The 14212-nt window shown below is 49.4% G+C and carries 11 protein-coding genes; 6 read left to right on the forward strand and 5 right to left on the reverse strand.

The window, feature by feature from the left end; translation table 11 throughout:
* Positions 1-726 precede the first annotated feature (726 nt).
* Positions 727-2790, reverse strand: a complete 2064-nt coding sequence (locus tag AC4GL5_RS17350) for a prolyl oligopeptidase family serine peptidase (RefSeq protein WP_490384064.1) — start codon at positions 2788-2790, stop codon at positions 727-729.
* Between the two features lie 88 nt (positions 2791-2878).
* Here AC4GL5_RS17350 and AC4GL5_RS17355 point away from each other — a divergent pair, with 88 nt between their 5' ends.
* The 4 genes from AC4GL5_RS17355 to AC4GL5_RS17370 all read left to right on the forward strand — a co-directional run bounded on the left by AC4GL5_RS17355 (position 2879) and on the right by AC4GL5_RS17370 (position 7064).
* The gene (locus tag AC4GL5_RS17355) at positions 2879-3277 is read left to right on the forward strand and encodes a hypothetical protein (RefSeq protein WP_490384065.1); all 399 of its coding nucleotides are present in this window, start codon (positions 2879-2881) and stop codon (positions 3275-3277) included.
* Positions 3278-3459: 182 nt separating this feature from the next.
* Entirely contained in the window at positions 3460-4122 is a 663-nt protein-coding gene (locus AC4GL5_RS17360) for a YEATS-associated helix-containing protein (RefSeq protein WP_490384066.1), read from the forward strand.
* Between the two features lie 152 nt (positions 4123-4274).
* Positions 4275-6113 (forward strand): VWA domain-containing protein, encoded by a 1839-nt coding sequence (locus AC4GL5_RS17365; protein ID WP_490384067.1) that lies wholly within the window; start codon positions 4275-4277, stop codon positions 6111-6113.
* 150 nt (positions 6114-6263) lie between these two features.
* Entirely contained in the window at positions 6264-7064 is an 801-nt protein-coding gene (locus AC4GL5_RS17370) for a class II glutamine amidotransferase (RefSeq protein ID WP_490384068.1), read from the forward strand.
* Positions 7065-7164: 100 nt separating this feature from the next.
* On the opposite strand, the gene cysK is transcribed toward AC4GL5_RS17370, so the two are convergent.
* On the reverse strand, positions 7165-8136 hold the full coding sequence (gene cysK / locus AC4GL5_RS17375) for a cysteine synthase A (protein WP_490384069.1): 972 nt from the start codon (positions 8134-8136) through the stop codon (positions 7165-7167).
* A gap of 194 nt (positions 8137-8330) precedes the next feature.
* On the reverse strand, positions 8331-9968 hold the full coding sequence (locus AC4GL5_RS17380) for a flagellinolysin (RefSeq protein WP_490384070.1): 1638 nt from the start codon (positions 9966-9968) through the stop codon (positions 8331-8333).
* A 291-nt stretch (positions 9969-10259) separates the two neighbouring features.
* On the opposite strand from AC4GL5_RS17380, the gene AC4GL5_RS17385 reads away from it, so the two are divergent.
* The gene (locus tag AC4GL5_RS17385; protein ID WP_490384071.1) at positions 10260-11105 is read left to right on the forward strand and encodes an AAA family ATPase; all 846 of its coding nucleotides are present in this window, start codon (positions 10260-10262) and stop codon (positions 11103-11105) included.
* A 9-nt stretch (positions 11106-11114) separates the two neighbouring features.
* Positions 11115-12299 carry a vWA domain-containing protein gene (locus tag AC4GL5_RS17390; protein WP_490384072.1) on the forward strand — a complete coding sequence of 395 codons (1185 nt, stop codon included), beginning with the start codon at positions 11115-11117 and terminating at the stop codon, positions 12297-12299.
* A 156-nt stretch (positions 12300-12455) separates the two neighbouring features.
* Here AC4GL5_RS17390 and AC4GL5_RS17395 read toward each other — a convergent pair whose 3' ends face one another.
* Both AC4GL5_RS17395 and AC4GL5_RS17400 read right to left on the reverse strand, forming a co-directional pair.
* The gene (locus tag AC4GL5_RS17395; RefSeq protein ID WP_490384073.1) at positions 12456-12926 is read right to left on the reverse strand and encodes a MaoC/PaaZ C-terminal domain-containing protein; all 471 of its coding nucleotides are present in this window, start codon (positions 12924-12926) and stop codon (positions 12456-12458) included.
* 201 nt (positions 12927-13127) lie between these two features.
* Complete coding sequence (locus AC4GL5_RS17400) at positions 13128-13883, reverse strand: alpha/beta fold hydrolase (protein WP_490384074.1); 756 nt, start codon at positions 13881-13883, stop codon at positions 13128-13130.
* Positions 13884-14212 lie beyond the last annotated feature (329 nt).

The following is a 14212-nucleotide window of genomic DNA, read 5'->3' on the forward strand; positions in this document are numbered from 1 at the left end:
CCGCCACGTAGGCGGCTTAGAAATGTGGCGTATAAATCAGGAAATCGCAGAGACCTTTCACCGCCACACAGGCGGCTTAGAAATGATTCGTTTGCAGATATCGACCGGACCATAGGTTCACCGCCACACAGGCGGCTTAGAAAGCAACGTGTTCTGCGTAGGCACTGGTGTTGTTGTTCACCGCCACGTAGGCGGCTTAGAAAATAATGAAATAATCCGTTTCAATTCAAATAGTGTTCACCGCCACGTAGGCGGCTTAGAAAATAAGGAGTTCTAAAAGTGAACTCCTCCATGAGTTCACCGCCACGTAGGCGGCTTAGAAATTTTTAAAATCGGCCTGCTGGCCGGTGCTGGAGTTCACCGCCACGTAGGCGGCTTAGAAAGCATTAAGAATGCCTGTTAACTCGTCCAGTTCGTTCACCGCCATGTAGGCGGCTTAGAAATTGCGGCTGTGATGCTGGTGACCCCATGTTGTGTTCACCGCCGCACAGGCGGCTTAGAAAAGGCAACAGCATCTGCCCGTTTGCTGAATGTCGTTCACCGCCGCACAGGCGGCTTAGAAAGATGATTTTTGGCCAAAACTACGTGACCACCGAGTTCACCGCCGCACAGGCGGCTTAGAAAATGGCCAACCGTGTTGCCCAGACCCTGCAAGAGTTCACCGCCACGCAGGCGGCTTAGTTTTATGGGTCAATGATCTGACAATATGGGGTTAAGCGTGTCTTTTTATGAAGCTTTGTTAAGCATCATCAGTGCTACGCTCTGGGTTTCTGCTGTTTCCCGATAGCTTTGGTCTCGGCCTGATCCGCCTCCGTGGCCGGAGTCCATTCGGGTGCGTAGCCAGACGTTGCTGATGCCTGCTTTTTTCAGGCGATAAGCCCATTTGGCGGGCTCCCAGTACTGCACGCGGGGGTCGTTAAGCCCGGCTTCTATCCATAGTTTGGGTTGCTGTTCAGGTGAGCGGTGAGTGTGGGGTTTTAGGTTTTCCAGCGGGCTGTAGTGACGAATACGCCAATGGGCTTCGGGCTCTTCAGGATTACCCCATTCTTCATATTCTCCGATGGTCAGCGGCAGTTCCGGGCGGGACATGGTGCGTAAAACGTCGACAAAGGGGACTTCGGCGATGATGCCGCAAACCTGTTCTGGGGATCGGTTGTATAGCGCGCCGAGGATAATTCCTGCGGCACTGCCGCCCTGTACCGCCAGTTGGCTCTGATGGGTAATACCTCTTTTGATCAGAGCCTGAATACAGGCTTCAAGATCCCGGATGCTGTTTTCTTTGTAACCAAGCCGACCCTGTTGATACCAATGCTCGCCGCAGTCGCCGCCGCCGCGAATATGAGCGATGGCAAAAATCACATCCCGTTCCATCAGACTTAAACGACTGGGTGAGAACCAAGGGTCAAGTGGGTCGCCGTAGGCGCCGTAGGCATAAAGAAGGACAGGCTGAGGGGATCCAGAGTTCAATAGCGCTTTTTTACCCACCAGACTGATAGGGATGGGCGTGCCGTCCCAGCTGGGTACGAGTATTTGCTGGCTGCTGAATTGGCTCAGGTCGGTGTTATTTAATGGCATCTGCCGAAGTTGAATTAAGGCCTGTTCTGCCATCTGGTAGCGATAAAGAGTCGGTGGTTGGTTGAACGATTCCAGCTCCAGTCGAACCTCGTCGGTGTTGCTGTAGGGGTTGTCAGACAGGTTGATACTGACCAGAGGGTAGGGTGGTTTAAATATATGCTCCAGATGCCCGTCCAGATTATGAATGGTCAGTTCCTGCCCACCGATTCTGTGATCTCTAAGAAGTACCATGAGGTGATGATCAAAGAGTTCAAATCCTTCAAAGGTTTTGGCTTCTGACGGTGCGTGGATGATGGTTGATTGTTCGATAAAACGGGCAGCGGTAAGCGGTGTAGAAAATGCTTCCACTGAGAGCCGGTAGAGGCCGAAGAAAGGTTTTTGCAGGTTGCTGCGGATGTAGATCTGATCGCCGATACTGTCCGCATGATACTCATGGCCCTCCTGACGTTCGATCAGCAGTGTTGGTGTTGTCAGGGGCTCTCCAGCAGGAATTATTGAGTAGCTGGTGCTTTGTTTGCTCAGGCTTTCAATAAAAATAAGTTGTCGGTCACGGCTTTTGCTGCAGCCTACCCAGAAGCGGGCATCGTTTTCTTCGAAAATAATATGTTGTTCACCGGAAGTAATATTGAGCGCCATGACTTGCCATGGGCGCTGGGCATCATCCAGTGGAAAGCAAAGCAGGGTTTCCTGATCCTCTGTCCAGATAAGATCTGAGGCCAGAGGCGGCAGCTGATCAAAGACTTGCCAATGGTTAGTGGTCAGGTTTACCAGTCGCAGCTCATAGATTTCATCCCCTTCTGTATCGGTTGTCAGTGCCAGAAGTTGTTCGTCCGGTGAAATGGCCATATCCCCCAGATCAAAATAATCATGAGCCTCTGCCAGCTGGTTGCAATCCAGGTAGCAGCTGGCCTGTTCCAGATATTCCTGATTATGCCGGTTATGTTGATTCAGTGGCGCTCGCCAGAATTGAGGGTATTCGAAAGCTTCCTTTTGGCGAACGAAGTAGCGGTAATGTTCAAGATCTGTCGGATAACTGTCATGGTCCAGAGGTGTTCGATGGCGGATTTCCTGAAAAAGACTCTCCTGAAGGGGGGCATTAAGGATTGAGTTGGCATCTTCATTGCATTTTCTAAGAAAATTCAGGGTCTCGTCGCTTTTTTGTTCCAGCGTTGAAAGGGGATCCTGTCCGGGGCCCCGACATAAAAAATGTGGCATTTGGTTATCCAATGCGGTGCTGAGGTCGTTATTTTGTTTGGCTTGAGACATAATAAGGGCGCTTAAGAATCAGGGTGTTATGCCGCTAATGCTGCGGCTAAAGGAATTGACGACTATGGCGTTTGAGAACTATCAGTTTATAAGCTGGGTTATTTACCTATTATCCGCTTTGGCAGTGATGATTGTCACCCTTCGAATTACCCTCAGTTGGCCGATGACTCTGCGTGGCTTCATTGTAACGACAGCGACGGTGCTGTTTGCTTTTCCTTGGTATGTGCAGGGTAATGCCGGGCATTTGGCTCCTGCTGTTATCATCACCTTCTTTGAAACGATTGGCGGTGATGAGGGTGCCTCTTGGATGAGAGCAGGGCTGCCGCTTTTAGGTGGTTTGGCTTTTGGGTATCTGCTGCTGGCCCTGTTTTTATGGTTCCGTCGAAATCAGGTGGCGGTGGCTGAAACCGAGGATGATGCGGGTGAAGCAGCCTGATACGGTTTGAAACCTTCGGTGCGAACGCTGCAGGTTTGGTTCGGTTAGAGATGAAAAACGGAAATCAGTTGCCGCTTTGGTCGCTAATGCTCTGTAAAGTGTCCTGTTAGGGGCTTGCAGAGACTTTTTTTAACAGGTGAGTCGCAACGGCGACTTAAAGGAAATTTTTCAGGATATTTCATATGACAACTCACGTCATTATTCTCGTTTTAGTTATGTTGTTTGCTGGGGTCTTTGGCGGTTTAGTTAACTTCTACCTACTGAATCAGAACAATAAAGATACGATCGCTTTGGCCCGTTCTCTGGTCGTAGGCGTTAGCGCCGCATTTCTGGTGCCGGTGGCCCTGGATCTTTTGGGTAGCGATATCGTATCTCAAAGTCAGGAAGATGCGTCTAAGCTACTTATCTATACAGGTATCTGTCTGATTGCTGCGATTGCTTCCCGTCTGGTTGCAACCAATACACTGGATCGTACTCTGGTCGCTGCAGAAACGGCTAAAACGGAAACGGAACAGCTTAAGCAGCAGCTTAAACAGCTTCAGGATTCTCTGTTACCTCTGTTGGAAACTGAAACCGAGCATGAAGACCAGGCTGAGGTTTCGGCCTCTGAGCTGGATACTCTGGATGTCTCTTCAACGGCGGTATTGAAAAGTCTGGCCAGTGGCCGACATATTTATCGTGCGATACCTACTTTGTGTCTGGAAACGGAACTGGATGAAACCGATCTGCAAAAGAGCCTTGCCGTTCTGGTGGGTAAGGGGATGGCGGGGCGTGTTAACAGTGGCTGGGGTATGCGTTGGCATGTGACTGAACGTGGTCGTAAGCTTGCGGAATCGATTGTTTAATCTGTCAGATTTTAGATATCGAAAACCGGTTAATACCGGTTTTCACCGGTAAGAAAGGAACCGAAATGCCTGTTTTTGCAGATCGACTATCAGGAAATAGCTCAAGGCTTGTTTTATTACTCCGACGTGCTTTGGCCCGAGGCTCGCAAGCTGTGTTGCTGGCCACTACCTGCGTGTTTGCTTCCGCTGCTCTTGCGGCGGATGTTAAACCGGATGTACGTGTGCTTATTGATACGTCAGGTAGCATGAAACACAACGACCCATCAAACCTTAGGGCTCCTGCGTTGAATCTGCTGGTTGATCTGTTGCCGGAAGGTAGTCGTGCCGGTGTTTGGACATTCGGAACTTACACCAATGAGTTAGTGCCGCACCTGAATGTAACGGATCAATGGCGTCAGGATGCCCGGGGGCGTAGCCGTGATATCACGTCCTCCGCTATGTTTACCGATATTGAGAATGCTCTTGAACGGGCAAGCTATGATGCGGATCGTCCTGACAGCAATTTCGATCGTCATATTATTCTGTTGACCGATGGGTTGGTGGATATTTCGGAATCCCGCAACGAGCGTCGTAAGCGTCAGGAGAACAATGAATCCCGTGACAGCATTCAGTTTGATCTGCTGCCTAAACTGAAAGAAGCGGGCTATACCATCCATACCGTGGCTTTGTCGGATAATGCTGATAAAGACCTGATGCTAAAATTGGCTCAGCGTACTGGTGGTTTAGCCGCGGTTGCCAACAATGCTGAAGAGCTGATGCAGCTCTTTATGCAGGCTCTTGACCGCACGGCTCCAAGTGAGCAGGTTCCCCTGGAAAATAACCGTTTTCTGGTGGACAGCAGTATTAACGAATTTACCGCTCTGATTTTCCATAAGCCGGACAGTCAGCGGGTTTTTCTGATCTCGCCCAAAGGTGAGCGTTATACCTCTCTGACGCATCCCGATAATGTACGTTGGCACTATGAAAGTCGTTATGACCTGATCACGGTGAATGACCCGGAAGATGGCGAATGGCTGGTTGAAACGGAGATGCACCCGGACAACCGTGTGACTGTCGTTTCTGACCTTAGCCTCAAAGTAAGTGATGTCCCCGCGACTTTGTTCCGTGGCTTGAGTCTTGATATTGAAGCCTCAATTCAGGAAGAAGGTGAGACGATTACCCGTCCCGAGTTCCTTAAGATTGTTTCCCTTGAAGCTCAGCAGTTGGCGGATAGCGACAAAGTACTCAAATCTGACCTGATGACCAGCAAGCCCGGTGAGGCCGGTACCTTTGTTACGAAGCTGGGGCCTTTTAATACCACGGGAAATTATCGTATTCAGGTCAGTCTGGATGGTAAAACCTTCCAGCGATCTGTTTCTCAGCCGGTATTTGTTCAGGATGTCGTTAGTTCAAAAGTGGATTACGATGATGCTAACGAGCCAACTCGTATCTTCTTTACGAAGGTGCTGCCTGAACTGAAAGCCAGCGACCTAACCATTACGGCTGAAATTAATGGCCTGAATCAACGGGCGCAGTTGACGAGTCAGGAGTCCTGGGCGTTGGATCTGCCGGAAATGAATCGTGAAAAAGAGCAACGTATCCGTGCATTTGCTTCAGGTACCATTCAGGGTAAACCGTTTGATGTTGAGCTTGAGCCGATTATCATCCCGCCATTGAATCCGGAGCCACAGGTGGAAACTCTGGAGGAGTCCGGGCAGATGAATCCTCAGCCGATTGATGATGACGCCTCCGCAGGCTCATCCGGTGCTGGCCTTGACCAGGAAGACGATAAGCTTAAGAAACCGATGAATCTGCTGGACCCTAACGATCAGCCTCTGGACTCATCCAAGCCAAGTGATGCTAATCTGCTGTGGGTTTATCTGGCTGTAGCATTGGCTAATATTGCTCTCTTTGCTGGTGCATTCTGGCTTTATAAGCGCTTTGTGCAGCGTCGTATGGCTGCACGTCAGCAGGCGAGAGACAATCAAAGAGATGATGATCTATCTCTTTGATTAAGGCTTAGGTTTTGCTGAACTTTATTGAGTTCATGTAAAATAAGTCTGGTATCAGATAATGGCCTCTGTGTTTACAGGGGCCATTTTTTTAAGTCGTGTTTCTGCTTATGCGATGAAATGACCAACCGATAAAAACGGACCGATTGCATGTGTGAACTTCTGGGTATGAGCGCTAACGTGCCAACCGATATCTGTTTCAGCTTTAGCGGGCTGGTAAAACGCGGGGGAGAAACAGGCCCTCATAAAGATGGTTGGGGGATCTCTTTCTATGAAGGTCGGGGTTATCGGGAGTTTCGTGATCCGAAGCCTTCTGTGGATTCTGAAATTGCCAGGCTGATTCAGAATTATCCGATCAAAAGTAAGGCGGTCATCAGTCATATTCGACAGGCAAATGTGGGGGAGATCTGCCTTGAGAATACGCACCCGTTCAGCCGTGAGCTTTGGGGGCGTTACTGGAGTTATGCTCATAATGGCCAGCTGGAAGACAGCAAGACTCACTTTCCTGCCAGCTTTTATCTGCCTGTCGGGACAACGGATAGTGAGCAGGCATTCTGCTGGTTGCTGGCCCAGATCCGCCTGAACTTCACTGATAAGTGTGCTGTTGGTCCTTTAAGTCAGGCTTTACATCAGTGGTGTGAACAGTTACGGGTTAAAGGCGTGTTTAATATGCTGTTGTCCAACGGCGATTATCTGTTTGCCTATTGTTCCACTAAGCTCAGTTGGATTACCCGTGAAGCGCCATTCGGAGAAGCTGAACTGTCCGATGTAGAGATGAAGGTGGATTTCAAAGAGGAAACGACGCCTCATGATGTAGTGACAGTGATTGCGACTCAACCCCTGACCGATAATGAGAACTGGACGACCCTTCAACCCGGAGAATTGGTGGTTTTCAAAGAGGGGCGGGTTGTTGAGCAGTTCTTTTCAAAGGATGTTTCTGAACAGGTTTAATTCAGATTGCTGATACCCTCTCATATAGGGATAAAAAAAGGCCAACCGAACTGTCGCTAAAACGACAATGGCGGTTGGCCTTTACGTTTGTCAGGCAGAATTACTGAACGGTTTCGTTGTCCGTAAACATGCCTTCAAACAGGGCTGTGGAGAGATAGCGTTCGCCGGAATCCGGCAGAATCACAACGATGTTTTTATCCGCGTTTTCTGGCTTCTCTGCCAGACGTAAGGCAGCAACCATGGCGGCTCCACAGGAGATACCACAGATGATGCCCTCTTTCAGCATCAGCTGGCGTGCCATCTCAATCGCTTCATCATTACCGACCTGTTCTACCTGATCAACCAGAGACAGATCCAGGTTCTTAGGTACAAAACCCGCGCCAATGCCCTGAATTTTGTGCGGAGCAGGCTTCACTTCTTCATTGTTGATTGTCTGGCTGATGACCGGTGAATCAACGGGTTCAACGGCAACGGTTGTAATCGCTTTACCCTGGGTGTTTTTGATGTAACGGGAGATACCTGTGATAGTACCGCCGGTACCTACGCCTGCCACGAGAATATCAATTTCACCGTCAGTATCTTCCCAGATCTCTGGGCCAGTGGTTTTCTCATGAATCTCAGGGTTGGCCGGGTTTTCGAACTGCTGTGGCATAAAGTAATGTTCAGGATTGCCTGCTACCAGCTCCTCTGCTTTAGCGATGGCACCTTTCATTCCTTTTGCTGGCTCGGTCAGCTCAATGTTTGCACCCAGAGCTTTCATCATTTTCCGGCGCTCAAGGCTCATGCTGGAAGGCATGGTCAGGGTGATTTTGTAACCACGGGAAGCTGCCACAAAGCAAAGCGCAATACCTGTGTTGCCACTGGTCGGTTCGACGATCTCCATGCCTGGCTTGAGAACACCACGCTTTTCAGCATCCCAGATCATATTGGCACCAATACGGCACTTCACAGAAAATGCCGGGTTGCGGCTTTCAAGCTTGGCAAACACTTTGCCATGATTAGTCAGGCGGTTGATTTTTACCAGAGGGGTTTCGCCGATGGTTAGCGAGTTATCATCAAAAACCTTGCTCATTGTTTTTCCCTAATCTTATTGGATGTGTCGTTATAACCGGCTCTTTATTTTGAGCTATCAGGTTATATCCGTTAAAGGCTAGGTTAGGGATAGGCAGGAAAAAAATCTATCAGATCTTAATTCAATAATGTTTTAAGCTAAGAACCTAACCGTTTATTCGGTTAGGTTCTTAGGAATATAGGCTGAACCTGGCGTTACCGAAGAAGGGATAAGGCGATATTGGGTGTCTGATTCGCCTGGGCCAGAATGGTTGAGGAAGCCTGCTGGATAATCTGGTTGCGTGTCAGGTCAGCGGTTGCTACAGCAAAGTCGGTATCCTGAATGCGGGATTTAGCATCAGACGTGTTAACAACCATGCCGGTGTTATTGCGCTGCATGGATTCAAGTTCTGCCATGCTACCTGCGATTTCGCGACGGATTTCGTGGATGTTTCTCAGGGCTTTATCGGCGACTTCAATTGAGCCTCTGGCGTTAGCCGAGACATTAACGCCAGAAAGACCAATTCTGTCTGCCGAGCCACCCCGGAAAGAGAACTCAGATTGCTCGCCGGCATTACTGCCTGTCTGTAGCTGGAATGTCTTCTCGTGCGGAGGTTGAAAACCACCGTGCCAATTAGCAATTTTAAATCCTTCCAGAGGTTGTTCCGAGTAGCTATTAGAATCACCAACAGCGTCATAGGCATTCTTAACCCCCATGTTATCAGCATCCAAGCCACCTATTGCACCCGTATCCGCATTGTCCAGATCCATTTTATTCGTAATGTAGGCATCACCGGTGGCTGTTACCCAATCAGTGAAGTCTGTTTCCGAGATACCCAGAAATTTATTAAAGGCCTGATCGAGCGTGGTTTTGCCATCGGCAAGTTCTGAGGTGAAGGTGCGAATACCGTCAGCGTAACCTTCCTCTTTCATGCGATCGTGCAGCATGCGCATGGAAACATAAGCACGGGAATAGTCTGCGCTTGACGCAGACCCGCCTGTCCAGCCTGCCATCAGGTTTGGATCAGCTCCAAAATCAACTTTAACACGTTCGTCAGCGCCATGAATCAGCTCTGCCGTCCCTTCCATAAACCAGTCTCTGCTGATGACCGATGCGCTATATTGGTTAAACATGACAGCATGAACCATTTCATGCATAACAACCCTGTCATTGGCAGCGCTGCCACCAATGGCGGCTACGCCAGCCAGAAAATCCGCACGTCCAATTTCCATACGGTTAACGTTCCCGGCTGCTCCCCAAACTGAGGCTACGGCACCGCCACCGCCGGCAACAATATCGATATTGAATTCGTCTTTACCATCACCCTGGATACCATAATACGCCTTAATGTTGGCTTCGGACTGTTCCAGTGATCCTGCGAGTTTAAGGAGAATATCCCTATCGGTTACTGGTGGGGTTGCTTCATCGACCTCAGGCCCTTTGAGGAGCGGTGTTTCGCCCAAACTTGCCGATTCAGCAATACGGTTTGCTGAGCTGATTAATTCTTCAACCTCAAGCTGGGCTCCATCTCTGTCTTCCTGGCTTAAAGTATTGCTCGACATCTGAATGGCGAGCTGTCTAATACGATGAGTGATATTGGTGATCTCTTCCATCGCACCATCTGCAATCTGAAGCGCAGACAAGCCATCCTGAATATTGCGCGTGGCTTGGCTGGTACCAATAATCTGTGTTTCCAACCTGTTTGAAATCTGCAAACCTGCCGCATCATCTTTGGCTGAATTAATACGACTGCCGGATGAAAGTTGTTCAAAAGAGCGGTTAAGGCGGTCGGTTACATTGGACATAAAGTCCATGCCTTTGAGGGCACTAACATTTGTGTTGACAAAAAGCATAAGCAGACCTTTGAATCGGTTCCATGTTACCTCTATGCAAGCACTTCTTTTTAGCCTTTTACCGCTCTTGCATAAGAGAAAGGGATATCTCTTCTGAATCTATCGACACATTCAGTTACATCTTTAACTTTTTTTGATTAATTTTTTCTGTCTTCTTATGGTGGTTGTGACTTTTTAGTCACTCACTGGCTTTCGCTTCCTGAAAGACCCAGTAAACTAGGCGGAAATAATGCTGCTGTCAGTGATGCAGCGCTTAACCCGATTCGACAATAAAAACAGAGATACTCCGTTATGAAATTCCAGGGTACTGATCAATACGTTGCTACCGATGAACTGCAGATGGCGGTTAACGCCTGTATCGCCCTTGAGCGCCCGTTACTGATTAAAGGTGAGCCGGGAACCGGTAAAACCATGCTGGCTGAGGAGTTGGCCGATGCTTTGGGCGTGCGTCTGATTCAGTGGCATATCAAGTCGACCACTAAGGCGCATCAGGGCCTGTATGAATATGATGCGGTGTCCCGTCTGCGGGATTCCCAGCTGGGTGATGATCGTGTGCACGACATCAAAAACTACATCAACAAGGGCAAGCTTTGGGAGGCCTTTGAATCCGATGAGCAGGTGGTATTGCTGATCGATGAGATCGACAAGGCGGATATCGAATTCCCCAACGACCTGCTGCTCGAGCTGGATAAGATGGAGTTCCACGTTTATGAAACCGGAGAAACCATCAAAGCCAAGCAGCGCCCGATTATCCTGATCACCAGTAATAATGAGAAAGAGCTGCCGGACGCCTTCCTGCGTCGCTGCTTCTTCCATTACATCAACTTCCCGGATAAAGAGACGATGCAGAAGATTGTCGATGTGCATTATCCGGGTATCCAGCAGAAGCTGGTTTCTGAAGCGCTGGAAGTGTTTTTTGATCTCCGTGAGGTTCGGGGGCTTAAGAAGAAGCCATCAACCTCTGAGCTGATTGACTGGCTGAAACTCCTGATGGCTGATCAGATGAGCCTAGAGATGCTTCAGGAGCGGGATGCCGCGAAAGCGATTCCGCCACTGCATGGCGCGCTGGTGAAAAATGAACAGGATGTTTCCCTGCTGGAAAAACTGGCCTTTATGCACCGCCGTCAATCCCGCTAGGGGGCTGCTATGCTGATCGATTTTTTTAACGATATCCGCAAAGTCGGCGTGCCGGTAAGTCTCCGTGAGTTACTGGATCTGCTGGCGGCACTGGAAAAAGGCGTTGCCTTTGCCTGTATCGACGACTTTTACCTGCTGGCGCGTACCTGCCTGGTGAAAGACGAAAGCTACTATGATCGTTTCGACCGGGCCTTTGGGGCTTACTTTAATGGTCTTGAGGGACTCGACGATCTGCTGGATACCCTGATTCCTGAAGAATGGATTCGCAAAGAGTTCGAGAAGATGCTGACTCCGGAAGAACGGGAGAAGATCAAATCTCTGGGTAGTCTGCAGGAGCTTTTAGACACCTTCAAAGAGCGTCTTGAAGAGCAGCAAAAGCGCCATGCCGGTGGTAATAAGTGGATCGGTACCGGTGGTACGTCGCCTTTTGGTGCGTATGGCTACAATCCGGAAGGTATCCGCATCGGGCAGGAGGGTAACCGTCATAACCGGGCGGTAAAAGTTTGGGATAAGCGTCAGTTTAAGAATCTGGATGACAGCGTTGAACTGGGCACCCGTAATATCAAGGTAGCTCTGAAACGCTTACGTCAGTTTGCCCGCAGTGGTGCGGCTTCTGAGCTGGATCTTGACGATACCATCCGCTCTACGGCTCATAACGGCGGTATGCTGGACCTGAAGCTGGTGCCGGAACGCCATAACAGTGTGAAGGTGCTGCTGTTTTTCGATGTGGGCGGCTCTATGGACGGCTATATCAAAACCTGCGAAGAGCTTTTTTCCGCCTGTCGAACCGAGTTTAAGCATCTGGAATATTACTACTTCCATAACTTCATCTATGAGTCGGTCTGGCAGAATAATCTGCGCCGCTTCGATGAGCGCATTCCAACCTACGACCTGCTGCACAAGTACGGTTCTGACTATAAGGTGATCTTTATTGGTGATGCGTCCATGTCGCCCTACGAGATCGCTATGGCCGGTGGCAGTGTTGAGCATTGGAACGAGGAGAGTGGTGCTCAGTGGATGCAGCGGGTGACGGATACCTGGAAGAATATTGTCTGGTTGAATCCGGTGCAGGAACGCTATTGGGATTACACGCAGTCGATCGGTATGACCCGGCAGTTACTGCATGATCGTATGTTTCCGCTAACGCTGTCGGGTATCACTGACGCGATGAATCTTTTAACGAAAAAGAGCTGATATTCAGGGAAACACGGAAAGTGTCGGAAGGTGCCTTCGGCTTTTCCGACCTTGTCTCTGAAATCAAATGTGGGTCGGGCTTCAGCCCGTCATCGTAAACAGATACAGCCGTTTGCGAGCCTGACGGCCTAAAGGGCGACCCACACTGACAGAGGATTAACCTATGGTGATGGCTGGCAGTTCAGGTGCCTGCAGCTCAGACTTCTCGGTCGGAGCCATCACGGTAGCGGTACCGACAACAACTTTCTCATCGTTTTGGTTGGTTACCAGAGTGTCGATCACAACGCGGTTTTTGCTCAGCTTCTCTTTTACCGTCAGGGTTACGGTCAACGTATCAGCCAGTTTTACCGGACGACGGAAGCTCAGCTCCTGACCCAGATAGATGGTGCCAGGTCCTGGCAGAACGGTAGCCAGAGCGGCAGAGATCAGAGAACCGGACCACATGCCATGGGCGATCTGCTCACCGAACATGGTGCTTTTGGCAAACTCAGCATCCAGATGTACCGGGTTAACATCACCGGAAACAGCTGCGAACAGTACCAGTTCCTTTTCGGTCAGAGCACGTTCCAGTATTGCGGTATCGCCAACCTGAATCTCATCGTAGGTTTTGTTAACCAGTACGGTCATTTTCATTCTCCAGATATCGGTTACTTTTCAGTTATCTTGTCTTGAGCACTTCGTTTGAACTCAGATTATTACGGCGCATATTACGTGATAATGACGTCTGATGTAATCGGCTCAATACCTTGATCTGTTAAATCAGCACAGACGTGATCGCTTAGCGTTTAAAACGATCAGTTTTTGGCTCATCTTCGCAATCAGGCTAGGTTAGCCTTCTTTGTTGTGCGTCGCAATAAACTGGCTGACCAGCGGGTTCACCAGATCCGGGTGAGTTAATGGCCCCATATGACCGCAGGGCAAGCTATGGTGCTCTGCTTCAGGGAAGGTGGCTTTCAGCGTTTCCATCACGGCATGAGTTGTTGGTTGGCTTTCTGAGCCTTCAAGCAGTAGTACAGGACAAGTAATCGTCTGCAGATCCTTTGCGCGGCAGTCTTCATTGAGCAGGGCTATAAAATCGTAAGCAACCTTCAGAATGCCCTGACGGAATACAGACTGCATCTTTTCGTTTAGGCGGTTAAAGGTTCCTTCTCCATTCCAGTAATCAATAAAGCAAGCGGCAGCTGAAGATGAGTCGCCCTGATTAAGGTGGCTTTCGATCGTCTGACTGAGAGCTAATACGTTCTGGCGTTGCGGGTCATCCAGTTCTAACAGATGAAAGGCAACGGGCTCAAATACGGTCAGGCTGGCTACTTTTTCTGGGTGAAGACGAGCAAGACGAAGGGCGTTTGCGGCGCCATAGGAGTGACCGACCAGATGAAAAGGGTGATCCGGAATCTGGTCGGCTAACCGCTCCAGCTCAAATGCCAGTTTGTGCTCCTGGCGGTTATTTGCAGGCATGGGTGATTTGCCATAGCCGGAAATATCAGGAGCATAAGAAGGTAAATTGAGCGATTCTCGGAGGGCATTCCACTGTTGCCCGCTACTCATAGAACTGTGCAGAAAAAGAACCGGAGTTGAACTCATTGGCTGGTTAACCCTGAAAAAAACAAGATGGTAGAAAGAATGCGATCTATTGATTCTAAACGGGGAGATTCAGGAAAAAACTAATAAATTATGACTGTCTGGTCGCAAATTATTAGGAAAATCTGCTATTGACTCAACTAAAGTCTGATTCTTTTGCGATGCAGCGTAATGCTTAATTCACATGCTAAACCCAGTATGGTTGGTTTTGGATGCTGACCTGGCACTCAGCTAATTCTTTTCGGTCAGGCAAGTTCCGGTAATGTGCAGGTGCCGGGGGAATTGCTAACACCAAGCAAAGAGGACTTTACCCGTCGACAAGGCTGGTTTCT

Source organism: Oceanospirillum sp. (assembly GCF_982874595.1).